We start from the raw sequence: 20,302 nt of genomic DNA, 5'->3' as shown, positions 1-20,302 counted from the left end.
GCCGTCACGCCCGCTTCTGGTTGTAGACGTCGAGGCACACCGCGCCGAGCAGCACCAGGCCCTTGATGACCTGCTGGTAGTCGATGCCGATGCCGAGGATCGACATGCCGTTGTTCATCACGCCCATGATCAGCGCGCCGATCACCGCGCCGCCGACCCGCCCGACGCCGCCATAGGCGGAGGCGCCGCCGATGAAGCAGGCGGCGATCACGTCGAGCTCGAAGCCGAGGCCCGCCTTCGGCGTCGCGGTGTTCAGCCGCGCGGCGAAGATGAGCCCGGCCAGCGCCGCCAGAACGCCCATGTTCACGAAGGTGAGGAAGGTCAGCCGCTCGGTCTTGATGCCGGAGAGCTTGGCCGCCTTCTCGTTGCCGCCCACCGCGTAGATCTGCCGGCCGATGGTGGTGCGGGTGGTGATGAAGCCGAACAGCGCGATCAGCGCGGTCATGATCACCAGCACGTTGGGCAGCCCGCGGTGCGAGGCGATCAGATAGGCGAAATAGACGATCACCCCGAAGAACACGAGATTCTTGAGCAGGAAGAAGCCGTAGGGCTCGGTCTCGATGCCGTGCGCTTCCTGCCGGGCGCGGCTGCGGAAGTTCTGCCAGACCAGCACCAGTGCCAGCAGCGCGCCGATGGCGAGCGAGGTCGGATAGAGCTGCCCGGCATCGGGGAAGATCTCCGGGATGAAGCCGGAGGAGAGCTTCTGGAAGGTCTGCGGGAACGGCCCGACCGACTGCCCCTGCAGGATGGCGAGCGCCAGTCCCTTGAACACCAGCATGCCCGCCAGCGTGACGATGAAGGACGGGATCTTGAAATAGGCGACCCAGTAGCCCTGCGCCGCGCCGATCGCTGCCCCGAGCGCGAGGCAGATGAAGGTGGCGAGCACGTAGTTGACGCCGAGCTTCACGATCAGCACCGCCGCCACCGCGCCGATGAAGCCGGCCACCGAGCCGACCGAAAGGTCGATATGGCCGGTCACGATCACCAGCAGCATGCCCAGCGCCATGATGACGATGTAGCTGTTCTGCAGCACGAGGTTGGTGAGGTTCAGCGGCCGCAGCAGCGTGCCGTCCGTCACCACCTGGAAGAAGATCATGATCGCGAAGAGCGACAGCAGCATGCCGTATTCGCGTAAGTTGCTTTTCAGGAACCCCGCATGACGCGGCTTCTCCTGGAGCGCGACCATCTTGTCGCTCATGGGCGTGCCTCTCCCTTGCGCATGATCGAGCGCATGATTTTTTCCTGTGTCGCCTCGGCGCCGGGGAACTCGCCGACGAACACGCCCTCGTTCATCACGCAGATGCGGTCGCAGATGCCGATGAGTTCCGGCATTTCCGAGGAGATCACCACGACGCCTTTGCCGGCATCCGCCAGCTCGTTGATGATACAATAGATTTCATATTTTGCGCCGACATCGATGCCGCGCGTCGGTTCGTCGAGGATCAGCACTTTGGGATCGGTGAACAGCCATTTCGACAGCACCACCTTCTGCTGGTTGCCGCCGGAGAGCTTGCCGGTCTCCTGATAGACGCTGTGGCTGCGGATGCGCATCCGGCCGCGATAGTCGGCGGCGACCTTGAGCTCCTTCACGTCGTCGATCACCTCCGCCGACGCCACCGCCGGCAGGTTGGCGAGGGTGATGTTCTTGCGGATGTCCTCGGCGAGCAGCAGGCCGAGCTGCTTGCGGTCCTCGGTGACATAGGCGAGCCCGGCGTCGATCGCGCGCCGCACCGTGGAGAGATCGACCTCCCGGCCCTCGATCTCGGCACGGCCGCTGATCTTCTGGCCCCAGGAGCGCCCGAAGATGCTCATCGCGAATTCGGTGCGGCCGGCGCCCATCAGCCCGGCGATGCCGACGATCTCGCCGCGGCGGACCTCGAAATTGACGTTCTTGATCACCTGCCGGTCGGTGTGGAGCGGGTGGAAGGCCGACCAGTCGCTGACCCTGAAGATGGTCTCGCCGATCCTCGGCTCGCGCGTGGGGAAGCGGTGCTCGAGGTCGCGGTCGACCATCTTGCTGATGATGCGGTCCTCTTCGACCGCGCCGTTGTGGCAGTCCATGGTGTCGACGGTCCGCCCGTCGCGCAGCACGGTGATCCGGTCGGCGACGCGCGAGACCTCGTTGAGCTTGTGCGAGATCAGGATCGAGGAGATGCCCTGGGCGCGGAACTCGATCAGCAGGTCGAGCAGCGCCGCGCTGTCCTTTTCCGAGAGGCTCGCCGTCGGCTCGTCGAGGATGAGCAGCCGCACCTTCTTCGACAGCGCCTTGGCGATCTCGACGAGCTGCTGCTTGCCGACCCCGATGTCGGTCACCAGCGTGTCGGGCGCTTCGTCCAGCCCGACCTTGGCCAATAGTTCGCGGGCGCGCCGGTGCACCGTGTCGCGGTCGATGACGCCGAAGCGCGAGGGTGGATTGGCGATGAAGATGTTCTCGGCGATCGACATCAGCGGGATCAGGGCGAGCTCCTGATGGATGATGATGATGCCGAGCGCCTCCGAGTCGTTGATGTCGCGGAAGCGCCGTTCCTCGCCGTCGAAGACGATGGCGCCCTCATAGGCGCCGTGCGGGTAGACCCCGCTCAGCACCTTCATCAGCGTCGACTTGCCGGCGCCGTTCTCGCCGACCAGGGCATGGATCTCGCCGGGCTCGACGGTGAAGCTCACGTCGCTCAGCGCCTTCACCCCGGTGAAGCTCTTGCTGATGCCCTGCATTTCCAGAAGAGCGTTCATGGCGCGCTCCAGTGTGGGGAGTTGCCCCGCGCCGTCGCGCATGCCGCGCGGCGCGGGGAGGGGATCAGTTGATCTGGTTCTGCTTGTAGTAGCCGCTGCCGATCAGGATCTCCTGCCAGTTGCCCTTGTCGACCACGACCGGCTTGAGCAGGTAGGACGGCACGACCTTCTGGCCGTTGTTGTAGGTCTTGGTGTCGTTCACCGTGACCTCCTTGCCGCTGAGCGAGGCGTCGACCATGTCGGCGGTCACCTTGGCGAGGTCGCGGGTGTCCTTGAAGATCGAGGAATACTGCTCGCCGGCGAGCATCGACTTCACCGAGGGCACCTCGGCGTCCTGCCCGGTCACGATCGGCATCTTCATGTTGCCCGAGCCGTAGCCGACGCCCTTCACCGAGGAGAGGATGCCGATGGAGAGCCCGTCATAGGGCGAGAGCACACCGTCGAGTTTCTTGTCGGTGTAGAAGGCGCTGAGCAGGTTATCCATGCGCGCCTGCGCGGTGGCACCGTCCCAGCGCAGGGTCGAGACCTTGTCCATGCCCATCTGGCCGCTCGGCACCTTCAGCGTGCCGGCGTCGATGAGCGGCTTCAGCACCGACATGGCGCCGTCGTAGAAGAAATAGGCGTTGTTGTCGTCCGGCGAGCCGCCGAACAGCTCGATGTTGAACGGCCCCTTGTTCTCGGGATAGCCGAGCCCCTTGAGCAGCGACTGCGCCTGCAGCACGCCGACCTGGAAATTGTCGAAGGTGGCATAGTAGTCGACATTCGGCGTGTCGCGGATCAGCCGGTCATAGGCGATGACCTTGATGCCCTTGTCGTGCGCCTGCTTCAGCACGTCGGAGAGCGTGGTGCCGTCGATCGAGGCGATCACCAGCACCTTGGCGCCCTTGGTCACCATGTTCTCGATCTGCGAGAGCTGGTTGGGGATGTCGTCCTCGGCATATTGGAGGTCGGTCTTGTAGCCGCGCTCCTTCAGCACCTTCACCATGTTGTCGCCGTCGGCGATCCAGCGGGCGGAGGCCTTGGTCGGCATGGCGATGCCGACCGTCGGCTTGTCCTGCGCGGCCGCCGGGCCGGCAAGCCCGATGGCCAGCGCGCCGAGCGCGATGGCGGAGAGAGTGGTCGTCAGGCGTTTCATCGGTAACTCCCTTGTTGAAATCGGTTGGCCGCGTTTGCGTGCCGTCTTGTTGGCGGCGGGATGCCGCGCATGGGGGTGAGCGCCTCACGCCGAGGCGCGCAAGGTCTCCTGATCCGGAAAGGCGGCGTCGTAGGCGGCGATCACCGCCCGCGCCTTGCCCCGCACCTCGGTGGCGCTCGCGCCGGGCCGGTAGAGGCTGGAGCCGAGGCCGAAGGTGCGGATGCCGGCCGCCGCATAAGCGGCGAAGTCCTTCTCGCCGACGCCGCCCACCGCGCCGACCACCGTGCCCGCCGGCAGCACCACGGCGATCGACTGGATGATCGCGGGTCCGAGCAGGTTGGCCGGGAAGAACTTCAGGGCCGAGGCGCCGGCCTTCACGGCGCGGATCGCCTCGGTCGGAGTGAGCACGCCGGGCATGGTCACCATGCCGTGGCGGCTCGCGCGGGCGATCACCTCCGGCTCGACATTGGGGCTGACCATCAGCCGGCCGCCGACCTCGTTCAGCCGCTCGACCTCGGCCGTCTCCAGCACCGTCCCCGCGCCGATCAGCACGCCGGGCGGAGCGAGGCGCGCCGCCGCCGCGATGGAGCGGAACGGATCGGGCGAATTGAGCGGGATCTCGATCGCCTCGAAACCCTCCTCGATCAGCGCGCCGACCACCGCCTCCGCCTCCTGCGGGGCGAGGCCGCGCAATATGGCGACGAGCGGCCGTCTCAGGCGCGGCCAGGGCGTGCCGGGGATTGTCGTCATGGGCAGGCTCCCTGGGCTTCTAGGAAGGCGAGCTTTGCCGCCGCGTGCAAGCCCTCGCGCACGCTCGCCTCCGCGTCCCGGACCGTAATGTCGGCGACGCCGGCGACCGCGAGGGCGCGCCGGTAGAGCGCGGCCGCCGGTCCCGCGGCGACGAGAACGGCGCCGTCGAGCGATCCCATGCGGCGGCGTGCCCCGGCGAGTTCGAGGCCGATCAGCAGGCCGGAGAGCCGCGCATTCGTGGCGCTCGCGCCACGCCCCGCAAGCAGCCATCCGGCGCGCAGCTCGAAGAGCTGGTTGCTGAGCAACTCGGGCGCCGCGAATGCCTCGCCGACAGCCTCCGAGAACTCCGCCGATCCGGGATCGACCGCCGCTCCGCCCTCGACGGCGGGCGCGATCACCGAGGCGGTGCGCAGCAGTTGGAACAGCTCGCCGGTCATGAAGGTCGCGAAGCGCAGGACCGCGCCGCCCTTCAGCTCCACCCATTTGGAGTGGGTGCCGGGCAGGCAGGCGAGGCCGCTGTGCCGTTCGCCGGCGAGCGCGAGAAGCTGCGTTTCCTCCCCGCGCATGACATCGGGATGCGCACCCTCTCGCTGGGCGATGCCGGGCAGGATGCGGACCGGGCGCCGCGTGTCGGGCACGCGCGTAGCGTGGGTCGCGAGCCGTTCCAGCCGTACGGGCGCATCGAGATAGGCGGCCTCCGTCCAGCCGGTGCGGGAGCCGACCATGCCGCACATCATGACCGGGACCTCCGCCGGCACGTCGAGCGCCGCGAGATGGGATTCGAGCACGGTCTCGAATCCCTCTTTTGCCGCCGTGAGAAGGCCCTGTCCGCTGCGCTGTTCGCCGAGCACACGGCCGTCGCGGTCGAGCGTCCACAGGCGGAAGCTCGACGTGCCCCAGTCGACCACGGCATGCGCGAGGGCGCCCATCATATGCCTCCCAGCCGCACGCGCGGCTCGGCGCGGCCGCGCGCGCCGATGTCGAGAAGGATCGTCTGCCCATGTCCCGGATCGCCCGCGCGGGCGTCCGTGCTCATATCCTGATAGGCCGAGGTCACCAGCACGCGGCCGAAGTCGCGCCCGACGAACACCGGGCAGCTCGGCTGGTGTGCCGGTACCGAGACGGTGCGCACCCGCTCACCTTCCGGCGTATAGGCGGCGAGGTGGCCGCCGCCCCAGATCGCGCACCAGATCAGCCCCTCCGCGTCGGTGACGGCGCCGTCGAGGCCGCCTTCGCCGGGATGCCGGTGCAGCGTGCTCGGTGGGGCCATGGGAAGGCCGGTCGCGGGGTCGAGCGCAACCCGGTAGAGGTGATTCTCGCGAGTGTCGGCGAAATAGCCGGTGGTGCCGTCGGGCGAGAAGCAGATGGCGTTCGGTATGGTGATGCCGGTGAACAGCGGCGTGACCTCGCCGTTCCGGAAGGCATAGATCGCCCCCATGCCGGCCTCGGCCCGCCGGCCCATGGTGCTGATCCAGAAGGTGCCGCTCGGATGCACGCGCGCATCGTTGGAGCGGGTGCGCGGATTGGTGGCTTCGACCGCGACGACCGGCTGGAGGCGGCCGGTCACGGCGTCGCGCAGCACCAGGCCGCCATCGGTCGAGAGCAACTGCCGGCCTTCCTCCACCACGGCCAGCGCGCTCGCCATGAAGGGCAGGGGGTGGATCGCGACCGCGCCGGTGGCGAGATCCGCCTCGAACAGGCGGCGCTCGACGATGTCGAACCACCAGGCGGTGTCGGTCGCCGCGTCGTAGCTCGGCCCCTCGCCGAGATGACAGCGCTCCGCGCAGAGCACCGAGACCGGCACGGTCTCGTGCACCGTCGGACGCGCCACCGTCGCCGCGCTAGTGGTTGTCACGGGGCACCCCCATGGTCTGCGCGATGCGCTGGTAGCGCACCGCCGGCTCCAGCACCGCGCCGCCTTCGAGCTGGCCGACGAGGTTGCGCTGGATCTCCTGCCAGGGCGTCTGGTTCGCCGGGTAGTGGTAGCCGCCCTCGGCCTCCAGCGCCGTGCGGCGCGCCGCCAGCTCCTCCTCCGGCAGCAGCATGTCGGCGGTGCCGCGCCTCAAATCGATGCGCACGCGGTCGCCGGTGCGCAGCAAGGCGAGGCCGCCGCCGGTGGCTGCCTCGGGCGAGGCGTTGAGGATCGAGGGCGAGCCGGAGGTGCCGGACTGCCTTCCGTCGCCTATGCACGGCAGCGAATGCACGCCGGCCTTGATGAGGTAGTCGGGCGCCCGCATGTTCACGACCTCCGCCGCGCCCGGATAGCCGACCGGCCCGGCGCCGCGCATGAACAGGATCGTCATCTCGTCGATGGCGAGCGCGGGATCGTCGATGCGGGCGTGGTAGTCCTCCGGTCCGTCGAACACGACAGCGCGGCCCTCGAACGCCTCGGGATCGTCGGGGTTGGAGAGGTAGCGGTTGCGGAATTCGGGGCTGATCACGCTCATCTTCATGATCGCCGAGTGGAACAGGTTCCCGCGCAGCACGCGGAAGCCGGCCTTCTCCTTGAGCGGCTGGTCGAAGGGGCGGATCACCGCCTCGTTCTCGATCCGGACGTCGCGGCAGTTCTCGCCGATGCTGCGCCCATTCACGGTCAGCGCGTCCTCGGCGATCAGGCCCTGCTTCATCAACTCGGCGACCACCGCCGGCACGCCGCCGGCATGGTAGTAGTCCTCGCCGAGATACTCGCCCGCCGGCTGGAGGTTGACCAGCAGCGGTATGTCCTCGCCATAGGTCTGCCAGTCGTCCACGGTGAGCTCGACGCCGACATGGCGGGCGAGCGCGTTGAGATGGATCGGCGCGTTGGTCGAGCCGCCGATGGCGGAGTTGACCCGGATGGCGTTCAGGAAGGCCTCGCGCGTCAGGATGTCGGACGGCTTCAGGTCCTCGCGCACCATCTCGACGATGCGCAGGCCGGTGCGGTACGCGACTTCCTGCCGGTCGCGATAGGGCGCGGGAATGGCGGCGGAACCCGGAAGCTGCATGCCCAGCGCCTCGGCGAGCGAGTTCATCGTCGTCGCCGTGCCCATGGTGTTGCAATAGCCGGTCGAGGGGGCCGAGGAGGCGACCAGCTTCACGAAGCCCTGATAGTCGATCTCGCCCTTCGCCAGCAGCTCGCGCGCCTTCCACACGATGGTGCCCGAGCCCGTGCGCTCGCCGCGGAACCAGCCGTTCAGCATCGGCCCGACCGACAGCGCGATGGCCGGGATGTTCACCGTCGCCGCCGCCATCAGGCAGGCGGGGGTCGTCTTGTCGCAGCCGATGGTGAGCACCACGCCGTCGAGCGGATAGCCGTACAGCACCTCGACGAGACCGAGATAGGCGAGGTTGCGGTCGAGGCCCGCGGTCGGCCGCTTGCCGGTCTCCTGGATCGGATGCACCGGGAACTCGATGGCGATGCCGCCGGCCTCGCGGATGCCCTCGCGCACCCGCTTGGCGAGCTCGATATGGTGGCGATTGCAGGGGGACAGGTCGGAGCCCGTCTGCGCGATGCCGATGATCGGGCGCTCGCTCTGCAATTCCTCCTGGCTGAGCCCGAAATTCATGTAGCGCTCGAGATAGAGCGCCGTCATGTCCGCGTTCGCCGGGTTGTCGAACCAGGCGCGGGAGCGGAGCTTCGGGGCGGGCGGAGGCGTTTGGCCGTGCATATGCGTGCTTTCCAAGGTAGGCGTCAGGCTGCGGAAAAGCGGTAGATCGAGGTGTGGAGGTATTTCTGCGCCGGATCGAGGCGGGCGGAAGGGAAGTCCGGCCGGTTCGGCGCATCCGGCCAGATCTGCGGCTCAACGCACAGCGCGTCGGACTGCCGGTAGAGCCGCCCGCCTTTGCCGGGGATCGAGCCGTCGAGGAAATTGCCGGAATAGAACTGCAGGCCGGGCTGGTCGGTGAGGAGCTCCATCACCCGTCCGGAGCGGGGCTCCTCCAGCCGCGCGGCAAGGCGCGGCTCGTCGAGCCGGGCAGGCGCCAGGCACCAGTTGTGGTCATAGCCGCGGCCCCGGCGAAGCTGTTCGTCCGCCTCGCGAATCCGCGCTCCGATCGGTTGCGGCGTGCGGAAGTCGAACGGCGTTCCCGCGACCGGCTCCGGGCCGCCGAGCGGAATGGCGGAGGCGTCCGTCGGGAGATATTGCGCGGCCGCTATGGTGAGCCTGTGATCCAGTACGTCACCGCCTCTCGCGCCGCCCAGATTGAAATAGGCATGGTTCGTCAGGTTGACGATGGTGGGACGGCTGGTCCGTGCGGTGAGATGGACGGTCAGTTCGGTCGGGCCGGTGAGCGCATAGGTCGCCTCGACCTCGAGCGCACCGGGATAGCCCTCCTCGCCATCCGGGCTCGACAGTCCGAAGGTCACGAAGGGGTGCGGGTCGTCGCCGAGGGCGAGCGTCGTCCACACCCGCCGGTCGAAGCCGGCCGGCCCGCCGTGCAGCGCGTTCGGGCCATCATTGGCGACGAGTTCGTAGCGTCGGCCGTCGAGCGCGAAGGAGGCACCCGCGACCCGGTTGGCGTAGCGCCCGACGCTGGCGCCGAAATAGTGCCGCCCGCTGACATAGCCGGCGAGGTCGTCATGCCCCAGCACCACGTCGTCGAGCCGGCCATCGCGATCCGGCACGAGGAGCGAGCGCAGCGCTGCGCCGTAGCCGATCACGCGCGCCTCGAAGCCGCGCGCGCCGCGCAGGCGCACCTCCTCGACCGGCGTGCCGTCGTCGAGGCGACCGAAGACGGCGCGGGATGTCGCGGCGGTGGCGGGGCGAGGCGAAGCGAGCATCCGGCCCTCACGCGTCCTCGAAGGGGTCGACGGTGCGTCGGCGCCCGAGCATGAAGGCGTCGGCGACATGCTGCAGCGGCGTCACGTCGACATCCGATGCGCCGGCAGAGACCAGCGCCACGAAGCGACGATAAATGGAACGGTACTCCGCCTCGGGCGCCTCGACGAGAGGCTCGCCATCGTGGAACAGCTTCGCGCCGCCGGAGGAGAGGGTCAGCGTCCCGGTGTCGGTCGCGACGCGGATGTCCCAAGTCTGCGGCCCGGTCTGCAGGAAGTCGAGCGCGGCGGTGATATGCACCCCCTCGGTGTCCTCGAAGGCGATCTCGGCGGCGATCGGCGCCGCGCAGTTCTCGGGGAAGTCGAGCGTCGCCGACGTCACGAAGAACGGGCGCGGCAGCACATAGGTGAGGATGGACAGCGCGTTGATCCCCGGATCGAACACGCCGAGCCCGCCGGGCTCCCAGATCCAGCGCTGGCCGGGATGCCAGACGCGCACGTCCTCCTTCCACTCGACCTCGACCGAGCGGATCGTGCGCTCCGCGAGGAAGGCGCGGGCCGGCTCGACGCCGGGTGCGAAGCGCGAATGCCAGGTGGCGAACAGCGTCAGGCCGGCGTCGCGCGCGGCCGAGGCGAGAGGCGCGAGCTCCGCCACCGTCGCGCCGGGCGGCTTCTCCAGCAGCACGTGCTTGCCCGCCTTCAGCGCGAGGGCCGCCTGCGCGCGGCGCACCTGCGGCGGCGTGCAGAGCGCCACCGCCTCGATGTCGGGCGCCGCCTCCAGCATCTCGTCCATGGTCGCGTAATGCGCGACGCCGTCCAGCTCAGCGTTGCGGCTCGCCACCGCGGCGAGGCGGATGCCTTCGGTCTCGGCAATCGCCGGCACGTGCTGGTCGCGTGCGATCTTGCCGAGTCCCACTATGGCGAGGCGGATGTCGTCGGTTGGCGTGGTCATGGCGCTCTCCCGTTTCTCACCGGCCCCAGCGCAGCACCAGCGGATCGAGCCGCCGCGCGATCTCGATCAGCCCGGCGCGGGTGGCCGGATGCACCGGCGGCAGCGGCGCGCGCAGCGTGTCGTGGGCGATGACGCCGCCTTCCTTCATCAGGATCTTGGCGGTGGCGAAGCCGGCTTGCCGGTTCTCGTAGTTGATCAGCGGCAGCCAGCGCATATAGGCGTCCATCGCCGCCTCGCGGTCGCCGGCGAAATAGGGGTCGATGATCTTGCGGATGCCGTCCGGATAGCCGCCGCCGGTCATCGCGCCGGTGGCACCGGCGTCGAGATCGGCCATCAGCGTGATCGCCTCCTCGCCGTCCCAGGGACCTTCGATGGCCTCGCCGCCGGCCTCGATCAGCGCCCGCAGCTTGTTGGCGGCCTGCGGCACCTCGATCTTGAAATAGGCGAGGTTGCCGATCTCCTTCGCCATCTTCGCGAGGAACGGCACCGAGAGCGGCGTGCCGGCGACCGGGGCGTCCTGAACCATGATCGGGATCGAGATGGCGTCCGAGACGGCGCGGTAGAAGTCGTAGATCGCGCTCTCCGGCACCCGGAAGGTGGCGCCGTGATAGGGCGGCATGATCATCACCATCGCCGCGCCCAGCTCCTGCGCCCGCTGCGAGCGCTCGGCGCAGATGTGGGTGGCGAAATGGGTGGTGGTGACGATCACCGGCACCCGGTCGTCGACATGCTCCAGCACGGTCTCCATCACCTGGTCGCGCTCGGCGTCGGAAAGCACGAACTGCTCGGAGAAGTTGGCGAGGATGCACAGCCCGTCGGAGCCGGCGTCGATCATGAAGTCGATCGCCCGCTTCTGGCCGTCGAGGTCGAGCCGGCCGTCGGCGTCGAACACCGTCGGGGCAACCGGGAAGACACCCCTATAGGGCCGGGCGGAGGGGAGGGTAGTCATCGTTCACCTGCCAGCATTCAGTGGTTGTCGCGCGGCACCGGCGAGCCGGTGCGGCCGACAAGGAAGTCGAAATCGGCGCCGCGGTCGGCCTGCAGCACGTGGTCGATATAGAGGCGCTGATAGCCGCGCGCGGCGTGCGGGGCCGGCGGCACCCAGGCGGCGCGGCGGGCGGCAAGCTCGGCCTCGTCGACATGCAGGTGCAGCGAGCGGGCGGGCACGTCGAGGGTGATGAGGTCGCCGTTCTCTACGAGCGCGAGCGGCCCGCCGGCGGTCGCCTCGGGGGCGACGTGCAGCACCACCGTGCCATAGGCGGTGCCGGACATGCGGGCGTCGGAGATGCGGATCATGTCGCGCACACCCTCCCGCAGGAGCTTCGCCGGCAGCGGCATGTTGCCGACCTCGGCCATGCCCGGATAGCCCTTCGGCCCGCAATTCTTCAGCACCATGATGCAGGTGGCGTCGATGTCGAGCGCCTCGTCGTTCACCGCGTGGTGCATCTCCTCGACGCTCTCGAAGACGACGGCGCGGCCGGTGTGCACCATCAGCTCCGGCGAGGCGGCGGACGGCTTGATGACCGCGCCGTCCGGGGCGAGGTTGCCGGTGAGGATGGCGATGCCGGCATCCGCCTTGAACGGCGCCTCGAAGGGGGTGATGACCTCTGCGTTCCAGTTCGGCGCCTTCTCGACATTCTCCCAGATGCTGCGGCCGTTGACGGTGGTCGCGTCCCTGTGGAGCAGGCCGCGCTCGCCGAGCGCGCGCAGCACCGCCGGCAGGCCGCCGGCATAGTAGAAGTCCTCCATCAGGAAGCGGCCGGACGGCATCAGGTCGACCAGGCAGTGCACGTCGCGCCCCAGCCGGTCGAAATCGGCCAGCGTCAGGTCGACCCCGACGCGCCCGGCGATGGCGAGCAGGTGCACCACCGCATTGGTCGAGCCGCCGATGGCGGCGAGCGTACGGATGGCGTTCTCGAAGGCCTGCCGCGTCAGGATGTCGGACGGCTTCAGGTCCTCCTCCACCATGCCCACGATGCGCCGGCCGGCCATGCGCGCCAGCAGGTTGCGGCGGGCGTCGGCGGCGGGGATGGCGGCGTTCTCCGGCAGGCCGAGGCCGAGCGCCTCCACCATCGAGGCCATGGTCGAGGCGGTGCCCATGGTCATGCAGGAGCCGGCCGAACGGTTCATCGAGGCTTCCGCCTCGTGGAACTCGTCGAGGGTGATCTCGCCGGCGCGCAGTTGCTCGCTCATCGAGATGATGTTGGTGCCCGAGCCGATGATCTGGCCGCGATAGACGCCGCGGAGCTGCGGCCCGCCCGAGACGCCGATGGCGGGGAGGTCGGCCGAGGCGGCGCCCATGATGAGGGCGGGGGTGGTCTTGTCGCAGCCCATCAGCAGCACCACGCCGTCGAGCGGATGCGCGCGGATCGCCTCCTCGACATCCATCGAGGCGAGGTTGCGGAACAGCATCGCGGTCGGGCGCATCGTCACCTCGCCGAGCGAGGAGACCGGGAACTCCAGCGGATAGCCGCCGGCATCCAGCACGCCCTGCCGCACATGGTCGGCGATGGTGCGGAAATGCGCGTTGCAGGGGGTGAGCTCGGACCAGGTGTTGCAGATGCCGATCACCGGCCGCCCGTCGAACCGGTCCTGCGGGGTGCCGGAGTTCTTCAGGAAGGAGCGGTAGTAGAAGCCCATCTTGTCCTGCCGGCCGAACCAGGCCTGGCTGCGGAGCTTCTTGCGCTCGTCCTTGTCGTCGTCGCTCATCGGGGCACCTGCTCAGCCCGCCGCGCCGTGGCGGCGCAGGCCGTTGAAGATCACGTTCATCATCGCCGCCCCGGCCGCCTCGCCGTCCTTGGCGGCGATCGCCTCGACGATGCGCTCATGGGCGGCGACCGCGATGTCGTGCTCGCGCGAATCGGCCGGGGCCGAGAGCACGAAGGAGGCCCGCAGCGCCGCCTCGATCACCGCGCCGACGGAGCGCATGAAGGGGTTGCCGGAGGCGTTGGCGATGGCGAGGTGGAGCGCAAGATCGCCCTCCGCGAAGCCGCCCGAGGCGCCATCCTCCTGCGCCATGCGGGTGACCGCCCGGCGCATCACCGCGAGGTCCTCCTCGCTGCGACGCTCGGCGGCCAGCGCCGCCGCGCGGGGTTCTACCGCGAGGCGGATTTCCGAGAGGTCGCTGAGGAAGCGCTTGTCGATGCCGGCATCGAGGTGCCACGCCAGCACGTCGGGGTCGAACATGTTCCAGCTCGCGCGCTCGCGCACCACCGTGCCGACCCGTGACTTGGTGGAGAGCAGGCCCTTGGCGACCAGCGTCTTCACGCTCTCGCGCAGCACCGGCCGGGAGACGCCGAACAGCAAGGTGAGCTCGGCGTCGCCGGGCAGCTTGGCACCCTCGCCATAGCGCCCGGCGATGATGTCGATGCCGATCGAGCGGGCGATCTCCGCGTGGTTCGAATGCGCGCGGCGGGCGGGGATGACGATGATCTGCGACGTCACGGCTGGAGCACTCCCTGCGCGACGCCTGCGGGGCGCAGGCGCGAACGGCGCGCCATGTAAAGCGTGATCTGCTGGAAGGCGATGAAGGCGAAGAGCAGCAGGCCGGTCGCAATCTTCGCCCACCAGCTCGACAATGTACCGTCGAAGCTGATGTAGGTCTGGATCAAGCCCTGGATCAGCACGCCGAGGAAGGAGCCGAACACGAAGCCGTAGCCGCCCGAGAGCAGCGTGCCGCCGATCACAACAGCGGCGATGGCGTCGAGCTCCACCCCCACCGCCGAAAGCGAGTAGCCGGACGAGGTGTAGAGCGAGAAGACGATGCCCGAGAGCCCCGCCAGCACGCTCGACAGGGTGTAGATGAGCACGGTGGTGCGCGCGACGTTGATGCCCATCAGCGCGGTCGCCGTGCGCGAGCCGCCGAGCGCGTAGACATTGGCGCCGAACCGGGTGAGATGCAGCAGCACCATGCCGGCCCCGACCACGGCGAGCATGATCATCGCCGGCACGGTGAGGCGCGCGCCGCCGCTCAGCCGGATCGCGTAGTCCGAGAGGTGGGAATAGAGCGCGGCATCGACCGGGATCGACTCGGTCGACATCAGGAAGCTCACCCCCCGCGCGAGGAACATGCCCGCCAGCGTGACGATGAAGGGCGGCAGCTCGAAATACTGGATGACCGCGCCCATCGCAGCGCCAAAAGCGGCGCAGATGATGAGGATGATTGCGAAGGCGGCGAGCGGCGGCACGCCCCAGCGCTCGATGGCGAGCGCGAGGAACACGGTGGTGAAGCCGATCACCGATCCGACCGACAGGTCGATGCCGCCCGAGATGATGACGAAGGTCATGCCCACCGCGACGATGCCGAGGAAGGCGTTGTCGGTGAGCAGGTTCATCACCACCCGCAGGGAGGCGAAGTTCGGATAGGCGAGCGAGCAGAGCACGAAGCCGGCGAGGAACACCGCCGTGGTGGCGAAGACTGGCATCAGGCGGTTCAGCGAGCGTGTCACGGGCGCCTCCCGAACAGGACGCCGAGCCCGGCCAGGAAGCCGCCGAGCCGCGGCGACTGGGCCAGCAGCACGGCGAGCACCACCAGCGCCTTGACGACGAGGTTGGTCTCCGGCGGGAAGCCGGAGAGCAGGATGCCGGTGTTCATCGCCTGGATGATCAGCGCGCCGACCACGGCGAGGATCACGCTGAAGCGGCCGCCGAACAGCGAGGTGCCGCCGATCACCACCGCGAGGATGGCGTCGAGCTCCAGCCACAGCCCGGCATTGTTGGCGTCGGCGCCGAGTATGTCCGCCGCCGCGACGATGCCGGCGAGCGCGGCGCACAGCCCACTCCACATATAGACCGCGACCGTGATGACCCTCGTGCCGACGCCGGCGAGCGCGCTGGCGCGCGGATTGCCGCCGGTCGCCTCGATCATCAGGCCGAGCGCTGTGCCGCGCACCACGAGGAGTGTCAGCGCCAGCATGCCGAGCGTCAGCACCACCGGGGTCGGCAGGCCGAGCACCGAGCCGCTGCCGAGGAAGGCGAGCTCCGGCGAGGTGAAGGTGACGATGCGTCCCTCGGTGATGAGCTGGGCGATGCCGCGCCCCGCCACCATCAGGATCAGCGTGGCGACGATCGGCTGGATGCCGAGCACGGCGACCAGCAGCCCGTTCCACAGCCCGCAGGCCAGGCCGGCGCCGAGCGCGGCGGCGAGCACGACGGGTAGCGAATGGCTGTCGGCGAGGCTGGCAGCGATGGCGCCGCAGATCGCCATCACCGCGCCGACCGACAGGTCGATGCCACGCATGGCGATGACCAGCACCATGCCGAGCGACAGCAGCGCCACCGGCGCGCCGCGGTTCAGCACGTCGATGAGGCTGCCGAACAGCCGCCCGTCCTGCATCCGGATGTCGAAGAACTGCGGCGACACCATCCAGTTGGCGGCAAGGATGAGAACGAGGGCGGCCACCTGCGAGGTGCCGATGCGGGGCAGACGCAACGCCATTGCAGCCTCCCTCACGCCGCGTCCGCCGGGGCTTCGGCGATGGCGGCGAGGATGGCGGGTACGCTGATCGCCTCGCCGGTGAGCTGCGCGACATGCGCCCGGTCGCGCAGCACGATCACCTCATCGGCATAGGTGACGATCTCCTCCAGCTCGGAAGAGACCACCAGCAGTGCCATCCCTTCCGCGCACAGGTCGCGGATCAGTCCGATGATCTCGGCATGGGCGCCGACGTCGATGCCGCGCGTCGGCTCGTCGAGGATGAGCAGGCGCGGGGCGGTGGCGAGCCAGCGGGCGAGCAGCGCCTTCTGCTGGTTGCCGCCGGAGAGCAGGCCGATCGGCCGCTCGGGGTCCGGCGGACGGATGTCGAGCAGGCGGATGAACTTGGCCGCGATCTCGTCCTGTTCGCGGCGGGAGAGGGGATGCATCGCGCCGCGCCGTGCCTGCAGGGCGAGCACGATGTTCTCGCGCACGGTGAGCTCGGCGACGATGCCCTCGGTCTTGCGCTCCTCCGGGCAGTAGCCGAAGCCGAGCCGCATCGCCTCGCGCGGGGAAGCGATGACGACGGCCTGCCCGCCGACCTCCGCGCGCCCGCAATCGGCGCGGTCGGCGCCGAAGACGAGGCGAACCGTCTCGGTGCGCCCGGAGCCGAGCAGGCCGGCGAGGCCGACCACGTGGCCGGGGCGCAGCGTGAGGTCAAAGGGCGCAACGGTGCCCGCCTTGCCGAAGCTTTCGAAGGCGGCGAGGGGAGCGGCATCCGTCGCCGGCGCGCGGGGCGGGCGCTGGGCGGTGGCCGCGCTCAGCTCGCGCCCGAGCATCATGCGTACGAGATCGAGCCGGGGCAGCTCGGCGACCGGCGCGCTGCCGGCCAGCCGTCCGTTGCGCAGCACGGTAATGCGGTCGCAGATCGCATAGACCTGATCGAGGAAATGGGTGACGAAGACGATACCGATGCCACGCGCGGCGAGCTGGCGCATGACGCCGAACAGCACCTCGACCTCATGGGCGTCGAGGCTGGCGGTCGGCTCGTCGAGGATCAGCACGCGCGCGGACTGGTCGACGGCGCGGGCGATGGCGACGATGTGCTGGATCGCCACCGAATAGCTTTCGAGCGGCGCGGCGACGTCGATCGACAGGCCGAACCCGGCGAGGAGGTCCTCGGCGCGCCGGCGCATCTCGCGCTCGCGCACCAGCCCGAGCCGGGTCGGCTGGCGGCCGAGGAACAGGTTCTGCGCCACCGAGAGGTTCGGCGCGAGATTGACCTCCTGATAGACGGTGGCGATGCCCATCCGCGTCGCCTCCGCGGCCGAGCGGGGTGCGATCTCGACGCCGTCGAGGCGCATCGTGCCGGCATCGCGGGCAACGACGCCGGTCATCGTCTTGATGAGGGTCGACTTGCCGGCCCCGTTCTCGCCGAGCAGCGCATGGATCTCGCCGCGGCGCAGGGTGAAGTCGACATGGTCCAGCGCCACAAAGCCGGCGAACGCCTTCGAGAAGCCGGTCAGGGAGAGGAGGATGCTGTCGTCGTTCGGCATGATGCGGCTCGAAGGCATGCGACTGCGGCGGATGGGTTTTCCGGAGCGGCGAGGCTGTGGACGGACCTGTGGACAACCGGATGTCGTCCACAGGGAAGGAGCGGGGATGCTGGCTTCCCGGCTGCCGATGCGCGGCTCCTAGAGGGTCGTCATGGCCGGACCTGATCCGGCCATCCACGCCCTGGACCGGGAGCTCCCGGCGGAACCGCATGGATCCCCGGTTCAAGCCTGGGGATGACGTCGGGGCGGGCATGGGGCGGTTGCCCGCCCCGGCCTCGGCTTAGTAGCCGAGGTCCTTCTTGCTCTCGTAGATCGCCTTCGGGTTGTCGGCCTGGGTGTAGAGCTTGGATTCCGTCTGGATCCACTTCGGCGGCACCGTGCCCTTGGCCTTGTAGGCGATGATGGCGTCGAAGGCCGGGCCGGCCATGTTCGGAGTCAGCTCGACGGTGGCGTTGGCCTCGCCGGCCGCCATCGCCTTGAAGATGTCCGGCACCGCGTCGATCGAGACGGTGAGGACGTCGGTGCCCGGCTTCAGCCCGGCTTCCTTCATCGCCTGGATGGCGCCGACCATCATGTCGTCATTGTGGGCGTAGACCGCGCAGATGTTCTTGCCGCCGCCCTCGGCCTTGATGAAGCTCTCCATCACCTCCTTGCCCTTGGCACGGGTGAAGTCGCCGGTCTGGCTGCGCACGATCTTCACGTTGGAGGCGCCGGCGATGCCGTCCTCGAAGCCCTTCTTGCGGTTGGTGGCGACGCTGGCGCCGACCGTGCCCTGCAGCTCGACGACGTTGCACGGCTTGGAGCCGACCGTCTTCACCAGCCATTGCCCGGCGACCTTGCCCTCGGCCACGCTGTCCGAGGTCACGGCGGTCAGGTACAGCTCCTTGCCCGAGGGGTCGATGTCGCGGTCGAGCAGCACGACCGGGATCTGCGCTTCCTTCGCTTCCTTCAGCACCGCATCCCAGCCGGTGGCGACGACGGGAGCGAGGAAGATGGCGTCGACGCCCTGGGCGATGAAGGAGCGGATCGCCTTGATCTGGTTCTCCTGCTTCTGCTGGGCGTCGGCGATCTTGAAATTGATGTTCCGCTTCTTGGCCTCGGATTTGGAGACCGTGGTCTCGGCGGCGCGCCAGCCCGATTCCGAGCCGATCTGCGAAAAGCCGATGGTGAGCTCCGCCGCCTGGGCGGGAGCGGAGAGGAGCGCACCGGCAGCGACGCCGGACAGCGCGGTCGCGAGCAGCAAGGTCTTGAAATTCATTGGCGTTTCTCCCGTGGAGCCAACCGGCGCGCCACTTTCGGGCGCTTGCCGACGACGGATTTATGCCACAGAGTGATCGGCCTGAATAGTCATACTGTTTGACTTTTAGATTGGACTTTCGATGGTCAGGCCGGTCGAGGAGGTTCGTCGAGGCCATGAATCAAAAAGGGCGGCGGGTCGGTGCTCAAGGCACCGTCCCGCCGCCCTCTCAGGTCTCAATAGCCGTCAGAGGCCGCCGAGGCTGATATACTTCATGTTGAGATAGTCATCGAGGCCGTGCAGCGAGCCCTCGCGGCCCATGCCGCTCTCCTTCACGCCGCCGAAGGGCGCCACCTCGGTGGTGATGATGCCCTCATTGACCCCGACCATGCCGTATTGCAGCGCGTCGGTGACGCGGAAGGCGCGGGCGAGGTCGCGGGTGTAGAGATAGGCGGCGAGGCCGAACTCGGTGGCGTTCGCCGCGGCGATCGCCTCCGCCTCGGTCTCGAAGCGCACGATGGCCGAGAGCGGGCCGAAGGTCTCGTCGGTCATCACCACCATGCCGGGCTTCACGTCGGCGATCACGGTCGGCGCGAAGAAGGTGCCGCCGAGCGCGTGGCGCGAGCCGCCGGTGAGCAGCCGCGCGCCTTTGCCGAGCGCGTCGGCGATGTGGCGCTCGACCTTCTCCACCGCCGCCGCATTGATGAGCGGGCCCTGCTCGACGCCGTCCTCGAAGCCGTTGCCGACCTTCATCGCCGCCGCGCGCGCGGCGAGCTTTTCGGCGAAGGCGTCGTAGATGCCGGCCTGCACGAAGAAGCGGTTGGTGCATACGCAGGTCTGGCCGGAATTGCGGTACTTGGCCGCCAGCGCGCCCTCGACCGCGCGGTCGAGATCGGCGTCGTCGAAGACCAGGAAGGGCGCGTTGCCTCCGAGCTCCATGGAGACGCGCTTCACCGTCGCCGCCGACTGCTCGATGAGAATCTTGCCGACGCGGGTCGAGCCGGTGAAGGTGATCTTCTTCACCACCGGGCTCGAGGTGAGCGCGCCGCCGATCGCCTTGGCGTCGCCCGTGACGACGTTGACGACGCCCTTCGGGATGCCGGCCATCTCGGCGAGCACGCCCCAGGCGAGGCCGCAATAGGGGGTGAACTCGGAGGGCTTCACCACGATGGTGCAGCCCGCCGCCAGTGCCGCGCCGAGCTTGCGGGCGATCATCGAGAACGGGAAGTTCCACGGCGTGATGGCGCCGACCACGCCCACCGGCTCGCGGGTGACGAGGATCTTGCGACCCTTCCACGGCGAGGGGATGACCTCGCCATAGACCCGGCGCGCTTCCTCGGCGAACCACTGGATATAGGCGGCGGCGATGGTCACCTCGCCCTTCGCCTCCTTCAGCGGCTTGCCCTGCTCGCTGGTGAGGAGCGAGGCGAGCACGTCGGCATTGGCGCGGATGGTGTTCGCCATGGCGATGAGCCGGTCGGCGCGCTCGCCGGCGAGCAGGCCAGCCCAGCCGGGGAAGGCGGCCTGCGCGGCGGCGATGGCGCGCTGCGTTTCCGCCGCGCCGACATCCGGGATGGTGCCAAGGGCGGCGCCGGTCGCCGGATCGGTGACGGCGATGGTGGCGCCGCTGTCGGCGCCCACCCAGGTGCCACCGATCAGCACCGCCTCGCGGAGGAAGGAATTCTTTGCGCTGGACGTCATGTCACATGTCCTGGTTGCGGTCGGCGCGTCGCGAGAGGACGGCGCGTCGGCCAAGACGGCAGTTGCGGTAGT

General features: G+C 69.0%; 17 protein-coding genes. All 17 read right to left on the bottom strand.

Features of this window, described 5'->3' with window-relative positions; translation table 11 throughout:
• Window positions 1-4 precede the first annotated feature (4 nt).
• Window positions 5-1,198: a multiple monosaccharide ABC transporter permease gene (gene mmsB, locus U742_RS0113365; RefSeq protein ID WP_029353814.1), complete on the bottom strand. Its 1,194-nt coding sequence runs from the start codon at window positions 1,196-1,198 to the stop codon at window positions 5-7.
• Complete coding sequence (mmsA, locus tag U742_RS0113360; RefSeq protein WP_029353813.1) at window positions 1,195-2,730, bottom strand: multiple monosaccharide ABC transporter ATP-binding protein; 1,536 nt, start codon at window positions 2,728-2,730, stop codon at window positions 1,195-1,197. The genes mmsB and mmsA overlap by 4 nt, the downstream gene beginning before the upstream one ends.
• A gap of 64 nt (window positions 2,731-2,794) precedes the next feature.
• A complete protein-coding gene (chvE, locus tag U742_RS0113355) occupies window positions 2,795-3,865 on the bottom strand; it encodes a multiple monosaccharide ABC transporter substrate-binding protein (RefSeq protein ID WP_029353811.1) in 1,071 nt (356 codons plus the stop codon).
• Between the two features lie 84 nt (window positions 3,866-3,949).
• Complete coding sequence (locus tag U742_RS0113350) at window positions 3,950-4,615, bottom strand: 2-dehydro-3-deoxy-6-phosphogalactonate aldolase (protein ID WP_029353809.1); 666 nt, start codon at window positions 4,613-4,615, stop codon at window positions 3,950-3,952.
• Complete coding sequence (locus U742_RS0113345) at window positions 4,612-5,544, bottom strand: 2-dehydro-3-deoxygalactonokinase (RefSeq protein WP_029353807.1); 933 nt, start codon at window positions 5,542-5,544, stop codon at window positions 4,612-4,614. Before U742_RS0113345 ends, U742_RS0113350 begins: the two co-directional genes overlap by 4 nt.
• Window positions 5,544-6,470 carry an SMP-30/gluconolactonase/LRE family protein gene (locus U742_RS0113340; RefSeq protein WP_051661158.1) on the bottom strand — a complete coding sequence of 309 codons (927 nt, stop codon included), beginning with the start codon at window positions 6,468-6,470 and terminating at the stop codon, window positions 5,544-5,546. Before U742_RS0113340 ends, U742_RS0113345 begins: the two co-directional genes overlap by 1 nt.
• Window positions 6,457-8,262: an IlvD/Edd family dehydratase gene (locus U742_RS0113335; RefSeq protein WP_029353803.1), complete on the bottom strand. Its 1,806-nt coding sequence runs from the start codon at window positions 8,260-8,262 to the stop codon at window positions 6,457-6,459. The genes U742_RS0113340 and U742_RS0113335 overlap by 14 nt, the downstream gene beginning before the upstream one ends.
• 23 nt (window positions 8,263-8,285) lie before the next feature.
• Window positions 8,286-9,374 carry an aldose epimerase family protein gene (locus tag U742_RS0113330; protein ID WP_029353801.1) on the bottom strand — a complete coding sequence of 363 codons (1,089 nt, stop codon included), beginning with the start codon at window positions 9,372-9,374 and terminating at the stop codon, window positions 8,286-8,288.
• Window positions 9,375-9,381: 7 nt separating this feature from the next.
• Window positions 9,382-10,323 (bottom strand): Gfo/Idh/MocA family protein, encoded by a 942-nt coding sequence (locus tag U742_RS0113325; protein ID WP_029353799.1) that lies wholly within the window; start codon window positions 10,321-10,323, stop codon window positions 9,382-9,384.
• 16 nt (window positions 10,324-10,339) lie between these two features.
• A complete protein-coding gene (locus U742_RS0113320) occupies window positions 10,340-11,272 on the bottom strand; it encodes a dihydrodipicolinate synthase family protein (RefSeq protein ID WP_029353797.1) in 933 nt (310 codons plus the stop codon).
• Between the two features lie 17 nt (window positions 11,273-11,289).
• Window positions 11,290-13,032, bottom strand: coding sequence for an IlvD/Edd family dehydratase (locus tag U742_RS0113315; RefSeq protein ID WP_029353795.1), 1,743 nt, complete (start codon window positions 13,030-13,032; stop codon window positions 11,290-11,292).
• A gap of 12 nt (window positions 13,033-13,044) precedes the next feature.
• Window positions 13,045-13,767, bottom strand: a complete 723-nt coding sequence (locus U742_RS0113310) for a FadR/GntR family transcriptional regulator (RefSeq protein ID WP_029353794.1) — start codon at window positions 13,765-13,767, stop codon at window positions 13,045-13,047.
• A complete protein-coding gene (gene yjfF, locus U742_RS0113305) occupies window positions 13,764-14,747 on the bottom strand; it encodes a galactofuranose ABC transporter, permease protein YjfF (protein ID WP_029353791.1) in 984 nt (327 codons plus the stop codon). Before yjfF ends, U742_RS0113310 begins: the two co-directional genes overlap by 4 nt.
• A gap of 20 nt (window positions 14,748-14,767) precedes the next feature.
• Window positions 14,768-15,760: an ABC transporter permease gene (locus U742_RS0113300; protein ID WP_029353789.1), complete on the bottom strand. Its 993-nt coding sequence runs from the start codon at window positions 15,758-15,760 to the stop codon at window positions 14,768-14,770.
• Between the two features lie 11 nt (window positions 15,761-15,771).
• Complete coding sequence (locus U742_RS0113295) at window positions 15,772-17,292, bottom strand: sugar ABC transporter ATP-binding protein (protein WP_029353787.1); 1,521 nt, start codon at window positions 17,290-17,292, stop codon at window positions 15,772-15,774.
• 280 nt (window positions 17,293-17,572) lie between these two features.
• The gene (gene ytfQ, locus U742_RS0113290) at window positions 17,573-18,550 is read right to left on the bottom strand and encodes a galactofuranose ABC transporter, galactofuranose-binding protein YtfQ (protein WP_029353785.1); all 978 of its coding nucleotides are present in this window, start codon (window positions 18,548-18,550) and stop codon (window positions 17,573-17,575) included.
• A gap of 225 nt (window positions 18,551-18,775) precedes the next feature.
• A complete protein-coding gene (locus U742_RS0113285) occupies window positions 18,776-20,230 on the bottom strand; it encodes an NAD-dependent succinate-semialdehyde dehydrogenase (protein WP_029353783.1) in 1,455 nt (484 codons plus the stop codon).
• Between the last annotated feature and the right edge of the window lie 72 nt (window positions 20,231-20,302).

The sequence above is a fragment of the Allobosea sp. 117 genome, from assembly GCF_000702305.1.
GTDB lineage: Bacteria > Pseudomonadota > Alphaproteobacteria > Rhizobiales > Xanthobacteraceae > Ancylobacter.
This window is presented reverse-complemented; position numbering and strand designations above follow the sequence as displayed.